12 protein-coding genes and 1 pseudogene are annotated in these 15096 nt (G+C 34.1%); 7 read left to right on the forward strand and 6 right to left on the reverse strand.

All coding sequences use genetic code 11. From position 1 onward, the window contains the following. The first annotated feature begins 44 nt into the window (after positions 1-44). From parE to JCM1039_RS03025, 6 genes are all read left to right on the forward strand, one after another. A complete protein-coding gene (parE, locus tag JCM1039_RS03000) occupies positions 45-1991 on the forward strand; it encodes a DNA topoisomerase IV subunit B (protein WP_025014595.1) in 1947 nt (648 codons plus the stop codon). 17 nt (positions 1992-2008) lie between these two features. Then, positions 2009-4465 carry a DNA topoisomerase IV subunit A gene (gene parC, locus JCM1039_RS03005; RefSeq protein WP_025014596.1) on the forward strand — a complete coding sequence of 819 codons (2457 nt, stop codon included), beginning with the start codon at positions 2009-2011 and terminating at the stop codon, positions 4463-4465. 148 nt (positions 4466-4613) lie between these two features. Further along, positions 4614-5579, forward strand: coding sequence for a LysR family transcriptional regulator (locus tag JCM1039_RS03010; RefSeq protein ID WP_025014597.1), 966 nt, complete (start codon positions 4614-4616; stop codon positions 5577-5579). Between the two features lie 25 nt (positions 5580-5604). Further along, on the forward strand, positions 5605-6540 hold the full coding sequence (locus JCM1039_RS03015; protein WP_025014598.1) for a manganese-dependent inorganic pyrophosphatase: 936 nt from the start codon (positions 5605-5607) through the stop codon (positions 6538-6540). 195 nt (positions 6541-6735) lie between these two features. Beyond that, entirely contained in the window at positions 6736-7074 is a 339-nt protein-coding gene (locus JCM1039_RS12550) for a glycosyl-4,4'-diaponeurosporenoate acyltransferase CrtO family protein (protein ID WP_236692618.1), read from the forward strand. Between the two features lie 98 nt (positions 7075-7172). Next, a complete protein-coding gene (locus tag JCM1039_RS03025) occupies positions 7173-7772 on the forward strand; it encodes a peptidylprolyl isomerase (RefSeq protein WP_025014599.1) in 600 nt (199 codons plus the stop codon). 46 nt (positions 7773-7818) lie between these two features. On the opposite strand, the gene JCM1039_RS03030 is transcribed toward JCM1039_RS03025, so the two are convergent. Beyond that, a complete protein-coding gene (locus JCM1039_RS03030; protein WP_025014600.1) occupies positions 7819-8172 on the reverse strand; it encodes a helix-turn-helix domain-containing protein in 354 nt (117 codons plus the stop codon). 330 nt (positions 8173-8502) lie between these two features. On the opposite strand from JCM1039_RS03030, the gene JCM1039_RS03035 reads away from it, so the two are divergent. Next, entirely contained in the window at positions 8503-9213 is a 711-nt protein-coding gene (locus JCM1039_RS03035) for a YoaK family protein (protein WP_025014601.1), read from the forward strand. A gap of 1480 nt (positions 9214-10693) precedes the next feature. Here JCM1039_RS03035 and JCM1039_RS03045 read toward each other — a convergent pair. The 5 genes and pseudogenes from JCM1039_RS03045 to JCM1039_RS10510 all read right to left on the reverse strand — a co-directional run bounded on the left by JCM1039_RS03045 (position 10694) and on the right by JCM1039_RS10510 (position 15077). Beyond that, the gene (locus JCM1039_RS03045) at positions 10694-11242 is read right to left on the reverse strand and encodes a Fic/DOC family protein (protein ID WP_025014602.1); all 549 of its coding nucleotides are present in this window, start codon (positions 11240-11242) and stop codon (positions 10694-10696) included. Then, positions 11239-11454: a hypothetical protein gene (locus JCM1039_RS03050; protein ID WP_025014603.1), complete on the reverse strand. Its 216-nt coding sequence runs from the start codon at positions 11452-11454 to the stop codon at positions 11239-11241. The genes JCM1039_RS03045 and JCM1039_RS03050 overlap by 4 nt, the downstream gene beginning before the upstream one ends. Positions 11455-11537: 83 nt before the next feature. Then, complete coding sequence (locus JCM1039_RS03055; protein WP_025014604.1) at positions 11538-11882, reverse strand: hypothetical protein; 345 nt, start codon at positions 11880-11882, stop codon at positions 11538-11540. A 20-nt stretch (positions 11883-11902) separates the two neighbouring features. Beyond that, on the reverse strand, positions 11903-13486 hold the full coding sequence (locus JCM1039_RS03060) for an ATP-binding cassette domain-containing protein (RefSeq protein WP_025014605.1): 1584 nt from the start codon (positions 13484-13486) through the stop codon (positions 11903-11905). Continuing rightward, positions 13483-15077: pseudogene (locus tag JCM1039_RS10510) on the reverse strand (ATP-binding cassette domain-containing protein). Before JCM1039_RS10510 ends, JCM1039_RS03060 begins: the two are co-directional and overlap by 4 nt. Between the last annotated feature and the right edge of the window lie 19 nt (positions 15078-15096).

A 15096-nucleotide genomic window follows, 5' to 3' on the forward strand; every position in this document is an offset into this window, starting at 1 on the left:
ATATATGGTAGTTGCTGAATTTATGAACAAGTGGAGGAATTTTAGTGGCAAAAGCTAATACTTATGATGATTCTTCAATTCAAATCTTACATGGACTAGAAGCAGTCCGTAAAAGACCTGGTATGTATATTGGTTCAACTGATATACACGGTCTTAATCAACTAGTTTATGAAATTGTCGATAACTCAGTCGACGAAGCAATGGCTGGTTTTGGTAAAGAAATTGATGTAACGATCCATAAAGACAATAGTGTTACTGTAAAAGACTTTGGACGTGGCATGCCTACAGGGATGCACAAGTCTGGTAAGCCAACAATTGAAGTTATTTTAACTGTACTTCATGCAGGTGGTAAATTTACCGAACAGAACTATAAGACATCAGGTGGGCTTCACGGTGTAGGTTCATCAGTTACTAATGCTCTTTCAAGTTATATGAAAGTAAGAGTGGTTCGTGATGGCAAGGCCTATGAAGAAGAATTTAAAAATGGCGGTCATCCTGTTGGTACACTTAAATGCGTTGGTAAAACAAAAGATAAGACAGGTACAACTATTACTTTCAAACCTGATCAAACTATCTTTTCAACTACTAAGTATAAATACGAGACAATTCAAGAACGAATTCGTGAATCTGCATTTTTACTCAAGGGTGTTAAATTTGTTTTAACAGATGAACGTGAACCAGAACATCATGATGTTTTCCAATATGATGACGGGATTAAGTCATTTGTTTCCTACCTTAATGAAGGAAAAGGAACAATCAGTGACGTTTTCTATTTTGAAGGAAAACAAGATGGCATGGAAATTGAATTTGCTGGTCAATATAGTGACGGCTATTCAGAAAATTTAGTTTCATTTGTTAACAATGTACGTACTGGGGACGGTGGTACCCATGAATCTGGTGCGCGTAGTGGGTTTACTAGAGCTTTTAACGATTATGCTAAAAAGCAAGGTTTACTTGGCAAAAAGGATAAGAATATTGATGGATCCGACTATCGTGAAGGCTTAAGTGCGGTATTGTCAGTAAAGATTCCAGAAGAATTACTTGAATTTGAAGGACAGACTAAGGGTAAGCTAGGTACGCCCCAAGCACGTTCTGCGGTTGATTCACTTGTATATGAAAAGATGTCTTACTATCTCATGGAAAATGGTGAGTTAGCTCAGGAATTGGTTAAGAAGGCTCAACGAGCTAGGGATGCACGTGAAGCCGCTAAAAAAGCTAGAGATGAAAGCAGAAACGGCAAAAAGAGACGTAAGAAGGAAGTTCTTTCCGGTAAACTTACCCCTGCTCAATCACGTAATCCCAAGAAAAATGAGCTATTCCTAGTAGAAGGGGACTCTGCCGGTGGTTCAGCAAAACAAGGTAGAGATAGACGCTTCCAAGCTATTCTTCCTCTTCGTGGTAAGGTCTTGAATACTCAAAAGGCTAAATTGCAAGATATCTTCAAGAATGAAGAAATTAACACAATGATTTATACCATTGGTGCGGGGGTCGGAACAGAATTTAATGTAGATGACTCTAATTATGACAAAGTTATTATCATGACTGACGCCGATGATGATGGTGCTCACATTCAAATTTTGTTATTGACTTTCTTCTACCGCTACATGCGCCCGATGATCGAGAAGGGTAAAGTTTATATTGCTTTGCCACCTCTTTATCGTCTGCAAAAAGGTCGTGGCAAAAAGAGTAAGATCCAATATGCTTGGACTGACGAAGAACTAGCAGAAGACGAAAAGAAAATGGGTCGCGGATACTCCTTGCAAAGATTTAAGGGACTTGGTGAAATGAATGCCGAACAGCTTTGGCAAACAACCATGGATCCTGAATCTAGAATGTTGATTAGAGTAAAAATCGATGATGCTGCTTTAGCCGAAAGAAGAGTAACTACTTTAATGGGCGATAAAGTTGCTGCAAGAAGAAAATGGATCGAAGAAAATGTCAAATTCAGAATGGGCGAAGATGGCTCAATTCTAGAATCTGAAGATGAATAAAGAAGGTTTTTAATTTAATGGCCACAAAAGAACGAATTCGCGAAATGCCCCTTGAACAAGTTATGGGTGAGCGTTTCGGAAGATATTCTAAATATATTATTCAAGAGCGTGCATTGCCAGATATCCGCGATGGTTTAAAGCCAGTTCAACGTCGTATTTTATATGCAATGTATCAAGATGGTAATACCTACGATAAGCCATTTAAGAAGGCAGCTAAAGCCGTTGGTAATATCATGGGTAACTTCCACCCACACGGTGATAGTTCTATTTATGGTGCCTTAGTTCACTTGTCACAAGATTGGAAGATGCGTGAACCACTAGTAGAAATGCACGGTAACAATGGTTCAATGGATGGCGATGGACCAGCCGCAATGCGTTATACTGAATCTCGTTTAAGCAAAATTTCGAATATGCTTTTACAAGACATCGATAAAGACACTGTTAATATGGTGCTTAACTTCGATGACACTGAATACGAACCAACAGTCTTACCAGCACGTTTCCCTAATTTATTAGTTAACGGTTCAACTGGTATTTCTGCAGGATATGCCACTGAAATTCCGCCTCATAATTTAGGAGAAGTTATCGATGCAACAATCTATTTGTTAAAGCATCCTGATGCCTCTCTTGAGGAATTAATGAAGTATGTTAAGGGACCAGACTTTCCTACAGGCGCCATTGTTATGGGCACTAAGGGTATTAAAGAAGCCTATAAGACTGGCCGTGGTCGTATTCAAGTCCGTGCTAAAACAAGTATCCAAGACATCCGTGGACACCGTCAAGAAATTGTAGCAACCGAGATTCCATTTGATGTTAATAAGTCACTTCTTGTAAAGAAGATCGATGAAATTCGTTTGAATAAGGAAATTGATGGTATCGCAGAAGTTCGTGACGAAACTGACCGTCATGGTTTGTCAATTGTAATTGAACTTAAAAAAGATGCCGATGCTCAAAATATCCTAAATTACTTATTTAAGAATACTGACTTACAAGTATCTTATAACTTCAATATGGTCGCTATTGACCATATGACACCTGTTCAAGTAGGTCTAAAGCATATCTTGTCTTCTTACTTAGAACATGAAATTGATGTTGTTACTAAGCGTACCAAATTTGATTTAAATAAAGCTGAAGCCCGTTTAGAAATCATCCAAGGTTTAATTCATGCAATGGATATCTTGGATCAAGTAATTAAAACTATTCGTGCATCTAAGAATAAAGCCGATGCTAAGAAGAATCTGATTGCAAAGTACAAATTCACCGAAAAACAAGCCGAAGCTATCGTTTCATTACAACTTTATAGATTAACCAATACTGATATTAATGAATTAATCGCTGAACAAGATAAGTTAAATAAACTGGCTGAAAAATATCGTAAGCTTTTGTCTGATCGCAAGACTCTTGAAAAAGAAATTATCAAGGAACTTTCAGCAGTTAAGAAAGAATTCAGCAATTCTCGTCGTACTCAAATTTCTGAGGAAAGTGCCAAAGTTGAAATTGACGAAAAGGCATTAGTTGCTGATGAACAAGTACGAGTATTAATAAGTCGTGATGGTTATCTTAAACGTTCATCCATCAGATCATATCAATCAACTGATGATGCAGATAATGGTTTGCCTGATGGCGATAAGGTAGTTTATGAAAATACATTATCAACATTGTCTAATCTTTACTTATTCACCAATCGAGGCAATGTAATTTATCGTCCAGTTCATGAGTTGGTCGAAGCTAAGTGGAAAGAGACAGGTCAACACTTATCTCAAGAAATCGGCCTAGATAATGATGAAAAGATTATTTGTGTATTTGTTTTAGACAAGTTAAGTGCAAATATCAATTTCTTATTAGCTACAAATGATGGCTATATCAAGCAATTAGAACTTGCTAATTTACAACCAACAAGAACTTATAAATCTCGTGCTATGACAGCAATTAAATTAAAGAGCAAAGACAGTTTACTAGTTGGCGTTGACGTAGTTAAACCTGATGATCAAAAAGAAATTACATTATTTACTCATCGTGCTTATGCAATTAGATATGATATAAGTGAAATTCCTACATCAGGTGCTAAGGCCGTGGGTGTTAAGTCAGCCAACCTTAAGAAAGACGACTATATCGTAAATTACGTTTTAGTTGACAGTAAGTATATTGATTTAATGCATGTTGGATTAATTACTCAACGTGGTGCATTTAAGCAATTCAAACTAAAGCTAGTCAATAAGGTATCTAGAGCTAAACGAGGAGTTCTGGTATTGCGTGAACTAAAGACAAAGCCACACAGAATTGCTGCACTAGTACCATATGCTCAAGATCATGTATTGCATATTACTACAAGTAGTGATCGTCACGTTAAGATTCAAACCAATGAGTATCCTTTAGGTGATCGATACTCAAACGGTTCGTTTGTTATCGATACAACTACAGATGGAGTTCCAACAAGTATTGAATTAGGTCGACCAATTAGTAGCCAAAATTAGTTTTTAATTATTAATTAGTTCTAGCTTAGAGGCTTATAAATAGTGTTAAGACGTATGTTTTGACACTATTTATTTTTGGATAGATAATGAAGGTGTTATGGGACACGGCTTATTATGAAATAATATTTTGGGAAAGAAGATAATTATTATGCCTAAAACAGATACTATACTTTCGGCCAAATCCTTACGTTACTTTTTACAACTAATTGACACCATGAATTACACTCAAGCTGCTCAAATTCTTGGAATTACTCAACCTGCTTTAACTCAACAAGTTAAAAAACTAGAGCATGCTATTGGTGCTCCTTTGTTTGGACAAATGGGTAAGAAATTGTACTTAACTGAAGCAGGCAAGGAAATGGAATCTGCCGCAGTTGAATTATTGAGCACTATCAATGGTGTTGTTAGTGACATTCAAGAATATGCCCAAGCTGATAAGGGCAATATTTCTATTGGAGTTTTGGATACTCTGCAAGCTGATGTCTTTTACGAATTTCTACGCTTCTTCCACAGAAAATATCCAGAAGTTACTTTTTCAGTTGACTATTACGATAGAAAGGAGCTTTGGCGTAGACTCGACACTAACTTAATTGATCTAGCAATTATGTACTTGCCAGATAATACTAAGAAGGAAGAAATCAACTTACGTCATCAATACAATCATAATGATATTTCTTCCGATCGCTTGGTTGTTTTAACACACAAGACAATTGTAGAAGCAGGTGAAACTTATCCAGTATCACGTTTTCTTGATAGAAAATGGGTTGCATACCCAGATGACTTCTACCTGACACACTTAATGTATGAACTGTTTGGTAAAAAGAACAAGCCTGACATTTCCATGAAGATCGCTTCTACTGATGAAATAGTTCAAATGGCTGAAATGACAGATTACGATACATATGTTACTCAATCCTATTATGATGCCCACAAAGATGAAATTAATTTGACTCCTATCTACTTAGAAGGAGAGCATGACTTCCATATTTCTTATGTTTACCGTAAAGGTAAGTTAGAAATTCCAAGAATGGAAAATATGCTAAAAGAATTTGAAAACTTCTTGGATAAACGGCTAGATTCTAGTAGACTATTAAGAGAAGTAAATCAAAAATAAGTTAGAAAAAGAGGCAATTAATTTAATGGAAAAAGAATTAGTTTTCGGACACCAAAATCCAGATACTGATGCTATCGGTACTGCTATTGCATTTTCATACTTGCAAAACAGATTAGGTTACAACACCGAAGCTGTTGCTTTAGGTGAACCTAACGATGAAACTGCTTATGCTCTTAAGAAGTTCGGTTTCAAAGCTCCACGCGTAATTAAAGAAGCTGCACCAGAAGTTAAGGCAGTTATGTTAGTTGATCACAACGAACCACAACAAAGTGTTTCAGACATCGACAAAGTTAAGGTTACTCACGTAGTAGATCACCACAGAATTATGAACTTTAATACTGCAGATCCTTTGTACTACCGTGCAGAACCTAAGGGTTGTACATCAACTATCGTATGGAAGATGTTTAACGAAAACAATGTTGAAATTCCTGAAAAACTTGCTGGCTTGATGCTTTCAGCTATCATTTCAGATACTTTGCTTCTTAAATCACCAACTACTACTGATGAAGATAAGGAAGCTGTAGAAGCTTTAGCTAAGATTGCTGGTGTTGACTACAAGGAATACGGTTTAGCAATGCTTAAGGCTGGTACTAATATCGATGATAAGTCAGAAGAAGAATTAATCGATTTAGATGCTAAGAGTTTTGAATTAAACGGTCACAATGTACGTGTAGCACAAATCAACGTTGTTGATTTATCAGATGCTTTGAAGCGTAAAGATGCTTTCTTGAAAGCTATGGAAGCTTCATCAAAGGACAACAACTATGATATGTTTATGCTTTTGGTCACTAACATTCTTGATTCTGACTCAGAAGCTTTAGTTGTAGGTAGTGACGAGACTAAGGCCTTATTTGAAAAAGCATTTGATAAGAAACTTGAAGATTCAGAAGTTAAATTGCCAGGTGTTGTATCACGTAAGAAGCAAGTTGTTCCACCACTTACTGATGCTTTCAACGCTTAATTTAAAGTGGACAAATAAGAGACAGTTGATATAACTGCCTCTTATTTTTTATCATTATATGAAAAATCTTTTTAATCACTAGTTGCAATTAGTACTATTTTAATCCTGCTAAGTTTGATTCTATTTAATTCAAGTAGGAATAAGTTATCGACAGCTTTATTTGCGACTTTTCTTACCGTTTGGTATCATTTTTTCATGCGTTTGATTATTGGAAATGTAATAGGTCCAACTTTATTACACGTCGATTCAAGCAACAAATGGTTTCGCCAAACTGAATTAGAGAATAAGCTTTATAAAGTGTTACAAGTTAAAGATTGGAAAAAGTTTCTGCCAACTTATGATTCAAGCCTATTCGATTTAAAAATTCATGATCTGGACAGCATTATAAACAATATGTGCCAGGTAGAACTCATTCATGAATTGGTGTTCATATTGAGCTTAATGCCAATTGCATTTTCACTGTATTTCGGTGATTTATACATATTTGTAATCACATCTATTATTGCAATGATGTTAGAGAACTTTGCTTCATAATCGTACAACGTTATAATAGAGAACGTTTGGTAAAACTAAATGTTAAACTCAAACGTAGACACATACGTTAAATTATATTATTAGGAAAGAGAATGAATATGGATTACCCACAATTAAACTTAGATAAGGTAGAGGGACCAAAAGCTACTATCAAAACTAATCATGGTGACATCAAGATTCAATTGTTCCCAGAACAAGCACCAATGACTGTGGAAAATTTTGTTAGATTAGCTCAAAAAGGCTACTATGATAAAACAATTTTCCATCGAGTTATCAGCGATTTTATGATTCAAGGTGGAGACCCTAAAGGCAATGGTACTGGTGGAACGAGTATCTGGAACCATCTTTTTGAAGATGAATTTTCTAGAGGGTTGTTTAATTTACGTGGTGCTTTATCAATGGCCAACTCTGGTCCAAACACTAACGGAAGTCAATTCTTCATTGTTCAAAATAAGAACATGCCTAAGCGCTACATTAAACAAATGGAACCAGCTGGATATCCTAAAGAAATTATTCATGCATATAAGCAGGGTGGTACACCATGGTTAGATGGTCGTCACACAGTCTTTGGTCAAGTTATAGATGGCATGGATGTAGTAGATGAAATTGCCAAGGTCAAGAAAGATAAAATGGACAAACCATTAGAAGATGTTGTAATCAATACAATTGATATTGATGGTTCAATTTTTGAAGACTAAAAAAATAAGAGTTATTGCTAAAATAGGTAATAACTCTTATTTTATTTCAATTCATTTCCTTTAAAAGGACAATTATAGATTTACACACACGTTCTGCTTTGACAGCTGGTAATTTTCTTAATTCATTATTTACTTTTTGAATGAAAACAGGCGTATTATTAACTGGACCTTCTGGTTTTATCTTTTTAACTCGATAAGCATTATTAATGATATCAGGTGTAGTAGTATTCAAAGCTCTTGCAATTGAATCAAGCTTTTGAATACTAATGTTTTGATCCTTAGTCCTTTCTAAACGTGAAATAAAATTTACTGAAAGATCACTAAGTTCAGCTAGATCTTCCTGCGTAAGTTTTTGTTCACGTCTTCTGCGAGAAATTTCTTCTCCTAAATTAATATTCACAAAGCATTCGATCCTTTCAAACTACTTATATTCTTATGTGTATAGCTTATAAAATATTAGGGTGAAAATGAATAAACTATTTTAATATTATTAACTTGTATTATATTAAATATCAATATTTGCTTATTTATTTAGTGAATAAAGCTCGTAACCTCAACCTTTTAGGCTATTCTACCGCAAATAACACCTTGTATTAAATATTTAGCCTTGTAAATTTTCAAGAGAAATTAAAAAATAATAAGAATAAAAATCGATCAATCAAATGTAACTACAGTAATTAATAAAGCCTATAATAAAATATGACTATATTTTGGAGGATTGAAGATACTAATGAGTTTACGAAAAAATCTACGAGATATTTTTAACAGTGCTAAGCCTTCAGAATCAAGGCAATTAGCTTGTGCTTTAACATTCTGCGGTGGCTTTATTGATGCTTATACATATATCCAAAGGGGACACACATTATCTGCTGGACAAACAGGGAACGTAATATTTTTCAGTTCAGCATTGGCTGACCATAATATTCCAGGAATGATCAATCGTGCAAGTACATTTATAGCTTTTTCACTAGGATTACTTCTTGTAGGACTTTTTCATAAATACGTTAAGAGTCAATATTGGAGAGTATTTTGTTTGTTCCCAATATTAGTAATTTGTGCCGTCGTTGGATTTTTACCTAAAAGCGTACCAAATTACTATATAGTTCCAGCAATTGCTTTTGGATTAGCTGTTCAAAATGCATCTTTCAGCAAAATTGAGGGCATGGGATACAATAATGTATTTACAACAGGTAATTTGAAGAAATCTGTAGTTGCGTGGAGTGCATTTTTCTTTGGCGCAGATAAGAGTCAGCATACAGCAGCCGTTAATTATATGATGTTAACAATTTCATTTGCAGTTGGAGCAATCGTTTCAGCATTACTGCAAAAGATTTGGGTATTAAAAACTATTTGGTTTGCAGTTGTATTTTTAGCAGCAATTAATTTTGTATATCTGTTAGCTTTGAAGACAAACAATAAATTTAATTTCAAAAATGAATAAGTTTTATGGATCATCTGTAATTTTTGCAGATGATTTTTTATATCAAATTTACGAGAAGGATGGCAGAGAGTACAGTAAAATGCTCCAAGATATATCTGCGTATAATTGATATTATGTAAAGTTATATATCAAAAAATATCAAATAGCCGAAGTGTCTCTAAAAACAGCCCTTAAGTTTTAGAATCTATATTTTACTAATTAAACTTAAACTTTTTTATCTCGTTTAGTTTATTTGAAAAATTATCTTTGTAAATTAACCGATCAATTTCTATTTTTTAATTTACTTCAGCTACTTCAGTAATTCCTTTTCTTGTTAGTTGCCGTTTGCTTTCTATTTAGCATTCATTCTCTTTACTCAAAAATCAGATGCTGAAATCGCAATTCTACGGTTAAGTTCATTTATTTTGATCAATAATTAATCAACTAAGGCAGCTCATTTTGAATTCATATTTTTATAGAATTGCCACCAGAGATTATATATATTCAAATTTGTCCGGATAGCTCTATTAATCGGAAACATAATTTATGTATTGATCAATTTGCTGAATAAATAAAACAACACTAGCCATGGTTTGTGAATAAACATAATTAGCAAATTATTTATTAGTAGATTTTTTTATTTGTAGCAAATCTATCGGTTTTAGTAATATCTATTGAATGAACTAATTTAAACGACATATATGTGATATATAGCTGTTATGGCTGCCATAAATACAGAATTATTGGAGCAATTACTAATTGATAGCTAGAATTAGTCAAAATTAATGATCAATAGGAGTTTTACCGTTAATTTGCTAAATATTTCAAGTCTCCTTACTAAATCACTATTGATTTACTCAGTCATATTGACTTAACTTAAGATTTTATATATTTTTATTCTTGCTTTATATAAAATAATAATTTTAATGCTAGCTAGATGAACCTCTTTCGAAAATCACTGATTTAGCTGCATTTTAAACAAATTCTATAAATTGATATTTGGTTAATTTTATTTATTAAGTTTAATTATCAGATTCAATGCAGTTTAAGTAGAAACTTCGAAACATCTTTTCCTTTTGGCTTTTTGAATAGCTTTTGTATCTAGCAATATGGCATTCTTCCCCCATCAATGAAACATTCATCACTTATTATAACTAGATGTTTTATCTGATTGATTAATTTTCTATTCAATTATTCGATAATCAGTGCCAGTAAAGTCGTATTCTGAGATTATCACTCTCACACATTCATAAATTTAACACCCAAATATCATATATTTACTTTTAATTACGCATTGATTTACTCAAAATGCGTTATTTCTTTACAAATCAATAAAATCTTATAGTATTTTTTGTAAAAGACCAGTTTTATTGTATATGTTATGCTGATTTAATACTATATTTCACCAAATCTCCCCTCCTCTACGACTAGGGAGCAGGAAAGTAGACAAAAAAGATCAAGGTTTGCCGTTAACGAGCCTTGATCTTTCACTTTTTTGATTTTATATTTTCTCAACCTTAATTAATCGAGCTATTTCATGCACATTGGCACCTGTTAGCGCCTGTATCAGGTCATCATTATTTAAAGGATAAACTATGCATTGATTATGATTTGCCGCATAGCACTGCAAAAACAAGCGTGTACTGCGACCATTTCCTTCTCTAAAAGGATGCATATAATTTAATAAATCCATCAACTGAGCATAATCTTCAGCAGCTAATTCATCCTTTTCTTTTTGTAGAGCCAGCACATGGTTGATGTCCTCTTCGGCATAATCGAAACGATTGCAATCGAGAAAAGCCGTATTTCCTTTATAAAAATTACCAGTTCGATATTTACCTGCCCAATCGTATAATGGCATGAATAAAAACTTATTTATCTTGGTAAATGCACTAACATCTTTAATCACAATATTTTGATTTAATAAATAAAGTTCTCTTTGCGCAGTAATTTCAAACTCTTTTTGAGCAAGCTCTTGTGCATCCCTAATTCCAAACTTATTAATCAAAGTGCCATTATCATACAAAGTCTCTTGAATCCAGTCACTCATTTATTCACTCCAAAAATCTCGTAGTAATCCTCACTTAGATCTGGCTTACTATGTACCAAGTCATTAATTTCTTTCTCTGTAGGATTCCAGCCCTCTAGATGATTATTCTGCACTACAAAACGTACTCTCTTATATAAGCTTGGACTAAATATCCTAATTCCTTGAATCATTTGTTTTTGATCATCTATCTGCAGCTGCTCTTTATCACTCATTTTGTTCACTCTTTCTGTACTAAATATATTATAGCAATTAAAAATCTCCTTATGTCTTTCAACAAAAGGAGATTTCGTTCATTTTACATATTAAAGATTAAGCCTACAGTAAATATAAATAAGATGAGCCATATCATAGCTAATGCAAATAAAACAGCAATATTAGCTGCTTTAGGCATTTTAGATCTTGCAGATATGATTTTATAAAAAAACATCGCGGATACTGCACCAACTATAGTTGAAGCAATGTTATAAAAATACTCCACTTTAAATACAACTATCAATATATATGCCAGACAAATCACGCCCCATGCAATTCCTGCCCATTTTAAAGAAATTGCATGACCATACTTACCTAGAACAAATATCAAAAGAGCAATAGCAATTGCTTGTACCCAAACAGGTAACAAGAGACCGTAGCTTTCCATATGCTCCTCCTATTATTAATTTATCCCTTTACCAAATGAATCTCGCGATCGAACATCTTGCGCATCCCTTCATTAAAGTTGTGTGCAATAAATACAATAGTTGCTTTGCTCTTAACTAGACGCTGCAAGATATCCATTGTCGCATTTTGATCAATTGCACTAGTACCTTCATCAATCAAAATAATGTCACTATCATGTACCTTAGCTCTAGCTAAAACGATTTTTTGTCTTTGACCACCCGAGATATTCAGTTTATCCAAATCGAGTTCTTCGTTCAAACCATCTTTAAATTTAGCAATATCCGCATCAAAGTTAACTTCTTTAACAACCTGCTTAACTTTGCTATCAAGCTTATCATTAAACATAGTAATGTTGTCTTCAATTGTTGCCGGGAAGACTACTGGATTCTGAGGAATATAACCAATCTTACTTAAGTCAGGAATAATTTCCTTACCATTTTGATCCTTGTATACTACATTACCCTCACTTGGTTTTAGTTCTCCTAAGATCAATTTAAACAAAGTAGATTTACCGGCACCTGAATCACCAGTCAATAGGATTTTTTCACCTTGATTAATTCTCAAGTCTGGAAAAGCTAATTTTTCTCCATTTGGGAACTGCAACTTAAGATCATGAGTTTCAATTGAAGCTGGTACAACACCTTGCTTTTCTTTTGATACTTCAACCTTACTTGCTGATTGGTCAACCTCATCAATCAACTTGGTTGTACCTTTCATTGCACCACGTCCAGATGTAACCATGTTAATACCTTGATTAAGATAAAAACGGAAATTCCCTACAATCAACAAAGCACCAATAGTAATACTACCTTGCTTAACTAAGACACCAGCCAAAATGAACAGGATTAATCCAAACAAAGCTGAAACAATTCCATTAACAGCTTCAAGCAATTTGATATAGCCTATTTGCTTCACGTTAGCATTTTCTAATTTCTTTGAAGCATTGGCAGTAACTGAAAACAACTTAGCTCCTGCCATAAATTGTCTAATTTGTTCTAGTCCTGATAGCCAATCATTCAATGTATCCAAATAAATTTGATTACTATCAGAAATCATCTGATTTGCCTTTTGTAGTGACTTCTCTGTTAATTTGGGCAAAAGCAGTGAGACAGCTACCATTACGCAGATCACGATTAATAACTGCCAACTTAACAGAATTAAATAGATTACTACACTGATAATCAAGACAGTACCATAAATTACGCTGAATAAGTTATTAAAGTAATTTTCATTGATTAGCGTTAAATCATTAGTCAATCTATTCTGCATGTCTGCAACAGTGTGTTGTTTTTGATCATCATAATAATGCTTAACTATCTTGGCTCTGACTTGTTGGTTCAAATCCTGTTGTAAATAATTATCAAGATTCTGCACTATTGGCAATAAGAAATACAAAATAAGCATGATGATAAAACATACTATGGCTATTAAGATAAACTCATGCCAATTTCTTGCCAAGATTACATTCGTTAAAGTTTGAGTTAAGTAAGTACTGAAAATAGCTATAGCAGGTACTACTATTGATCCCAAGACAAATAAAGCAAATCTAAAGGGATGTATTTTAACAAACTGTTTTAAATTCATTTTTCTGTCCCTTCTTTCTTACTCTTTAATTGAATTATTTGATCGAATTTTGCCTGGAGTTCTGGAGTGAAGTTATGTGCAATTAACAAGATTGTTTGATCCGTTTGAAGTAGTTGGTCGATAATCCTTTCCGTAGCAGTTTGATCAATGGCACTAGTTACCTCATCCATTAAAACAAAAGGCTGCTCATAAATTTCACTTCTAGCTAAAACCACTTTCTGTCTTTGACCGCCTGATAGATTTTCCTTCTTTAAATCTACCTCAGTATCAATACCTGCTGGCATTTTAGCTAAGTCGGGTTGTAATTGAACAGCCTGTGTAATTTCGTTTAATTTATTAGTCAACTTATCATTAAACATCACGATATTATCTTTAATACTTGCGGGAAAGACAATTGGATCTTGAGGTAAATAACCTACTTTTGCTTTGTCTAAAGAAAGGGCTTGTCCGTTCTTATCAAAGAAAGCAACTTGACCAGCTTCAGGCTTAAGCTTGCCTAATAAAATCTTGAATAAAGTAGATTTACCAGTACCTGAATCACCAACTAACAGAACTTTTTGCCCCTTCTTGATTGTGAAATCAGGATAGGAGATGTCTTCTCCCTCTTTATACTTAGCCTTTAATCCAGATACAGTAACACTATATGCGTCCGTTTTGTTTAAATCGGTATTTGCCATCTTTTTACGTAACTCAGCGGTTTGTTCACGTAATTTCTTAGTTGATTTAACTTTAGTCAGTGCATTTGTAATATCCCAGATAGCTGAAAAGATAGTAAAAGCAAAGCTGCTGGCAACGGCGAAATCACCAAATGAAATAATATGCATCAAGAACAGTACACCAGCTACAACGGACATCCCTATTTGAGATAAAGCGTTACCCAAACCATTGATAATCTCAGAAATTGCTTGATATTTATAATTTTGCTTATTTGCCTTAACATAATCACCACTAGCTTCTGCATCTGTCTGGCCAATCTGCCATAAGCAGTATAACGACGCAATTCTTGCAGGCCACCTAGCCAATGCTCGATAGCATTCAGCAATTTGCTTTGTTCTTGGTTTACTTTATCCATCGCCATAGAGGTTCTTTTCTCCATTATCTTAGGCAAGGACAAAGTAATTACAGCTAAGATAGCTGTAGTTACAATCAAGATCCAATTCATGCTTATCAGCAATACAATCGCAATGGTGATGTTTAGTATACCGCTCAGCACAGTGACCCAAGTAGCTGCATAATTTGTCGTAAGCAACTTAAGATTCCCAGTTAGTTCATTCTGCATATCAGTCAATTTTGCATCCCCACTACCGTAGTAATGATGCATAATATCTTGCCTAATCATATGCAGATAATCTTGCGTTTGTCTGGTAAAAACTACGGTTGCAATTGGCAAAAGCAAAGCGGCAATAATTTCTAAGACCGCCTGAATAACTTGCCAATAAATAAACGTATTTAATTTTCCAGCAGTAATTCCGTTTAGAACATATTTAAGAAAGTAATGCGAAAAACTACAAGAAAAAGCATATAGCACGTACAAAACAATAATCAAAATTGAACGTGGAATATTGCTTTTAAAAAGCTCTTTTATTGTCATAGGCTTTTCCTCCAAGATC

It is taken from the genome of Lactobacillus kitasatonis DSM 16761 = JCM 1039 (assembly GCF_000615285.1).
Lineage (GTDB): Bacteria > Bacillota > Bacilli > Lactobacillales > Lactobacillaceae > Lactobacillus > Lactobacillus kitasatonis.

What these genes read in the sequence shown, in the direction of transcription:
- JCM1039_RS03050 (WP_025014603.1), bottom strand. Translation starts at nt 11,454, where the DNA reads ATGAGTGATAAAGAGCAGCTGCAGATAGATGATCAAAAACAAATGATT.
- JCM1039_RS03060 (WP_025014605.1), bottom strand. Translation starts at nt 13,486, where the DNA reads ATGAATTTAAAACAGTTTGTTAAAATACATCCCTTTAGATTTGCTTTA.
- JCM1039_RS03045 (WP_025014602.1), bottom strand. Translation starts at nt 11,242, where the DNA reads ATGAGTGACTGGATTCAAGAGACTTTGTATGATAATGGCACTTTGATT.
- JCM1039_RS03010 (WP_025014597.1), top strand. Translation starts at nt 4,614, where the DNA reads ATGCCTAAAACAGATACTATACTTTCGGCCAAATCCTTACGTTACTTT.
- JCM1039_RS03025 (WP_025014599.1), top strand. Translation starts at nt 7,173, where the DNA reads ATGGATTACCCACAATTAAACTTAGATAAGGTAGAGGGACCAAAAGCT.
- JCM1039_RS03035 (WP_025014601.1), top strand. Translation starts at nt 8,503, where the DNA reads ATGAGTTTACGAAAAAATCTACGAGATATTTTTAACAGTGCTAAGCCT.
- JCM1039_RS03055 (WP_025014604.1), bottom strand. Translation starts at nt 11,882, where the DNA reads ATGGAAAGCTACGGTCTCTTGTTACCTGTTTGGGTACAAGCAATTGCT.
- JCM1039_RS03015 (WP_025014598.1), top strand. Translation starts at nt 5,605, where the DNA reads ATGGAAAAAGAATTAGTTTTCGGACACCAAAATCCAGATACTGATGCT.
- JCM1039_RS12550 (WP_236692618.1), top strand. Translation starts at nt 6,736, where the DNA reads ATGCGTTTGATTATTGGAAATGTAATAGGTCCAACTTTATTACACGTC.
- parC (WP_025014596.1), top strand. Translation starts at nt 2,009, where the DNA reads ATGGCCACAAAAGAACGAATTCGCGAAATGCCCCTTGAACAAGTTATG.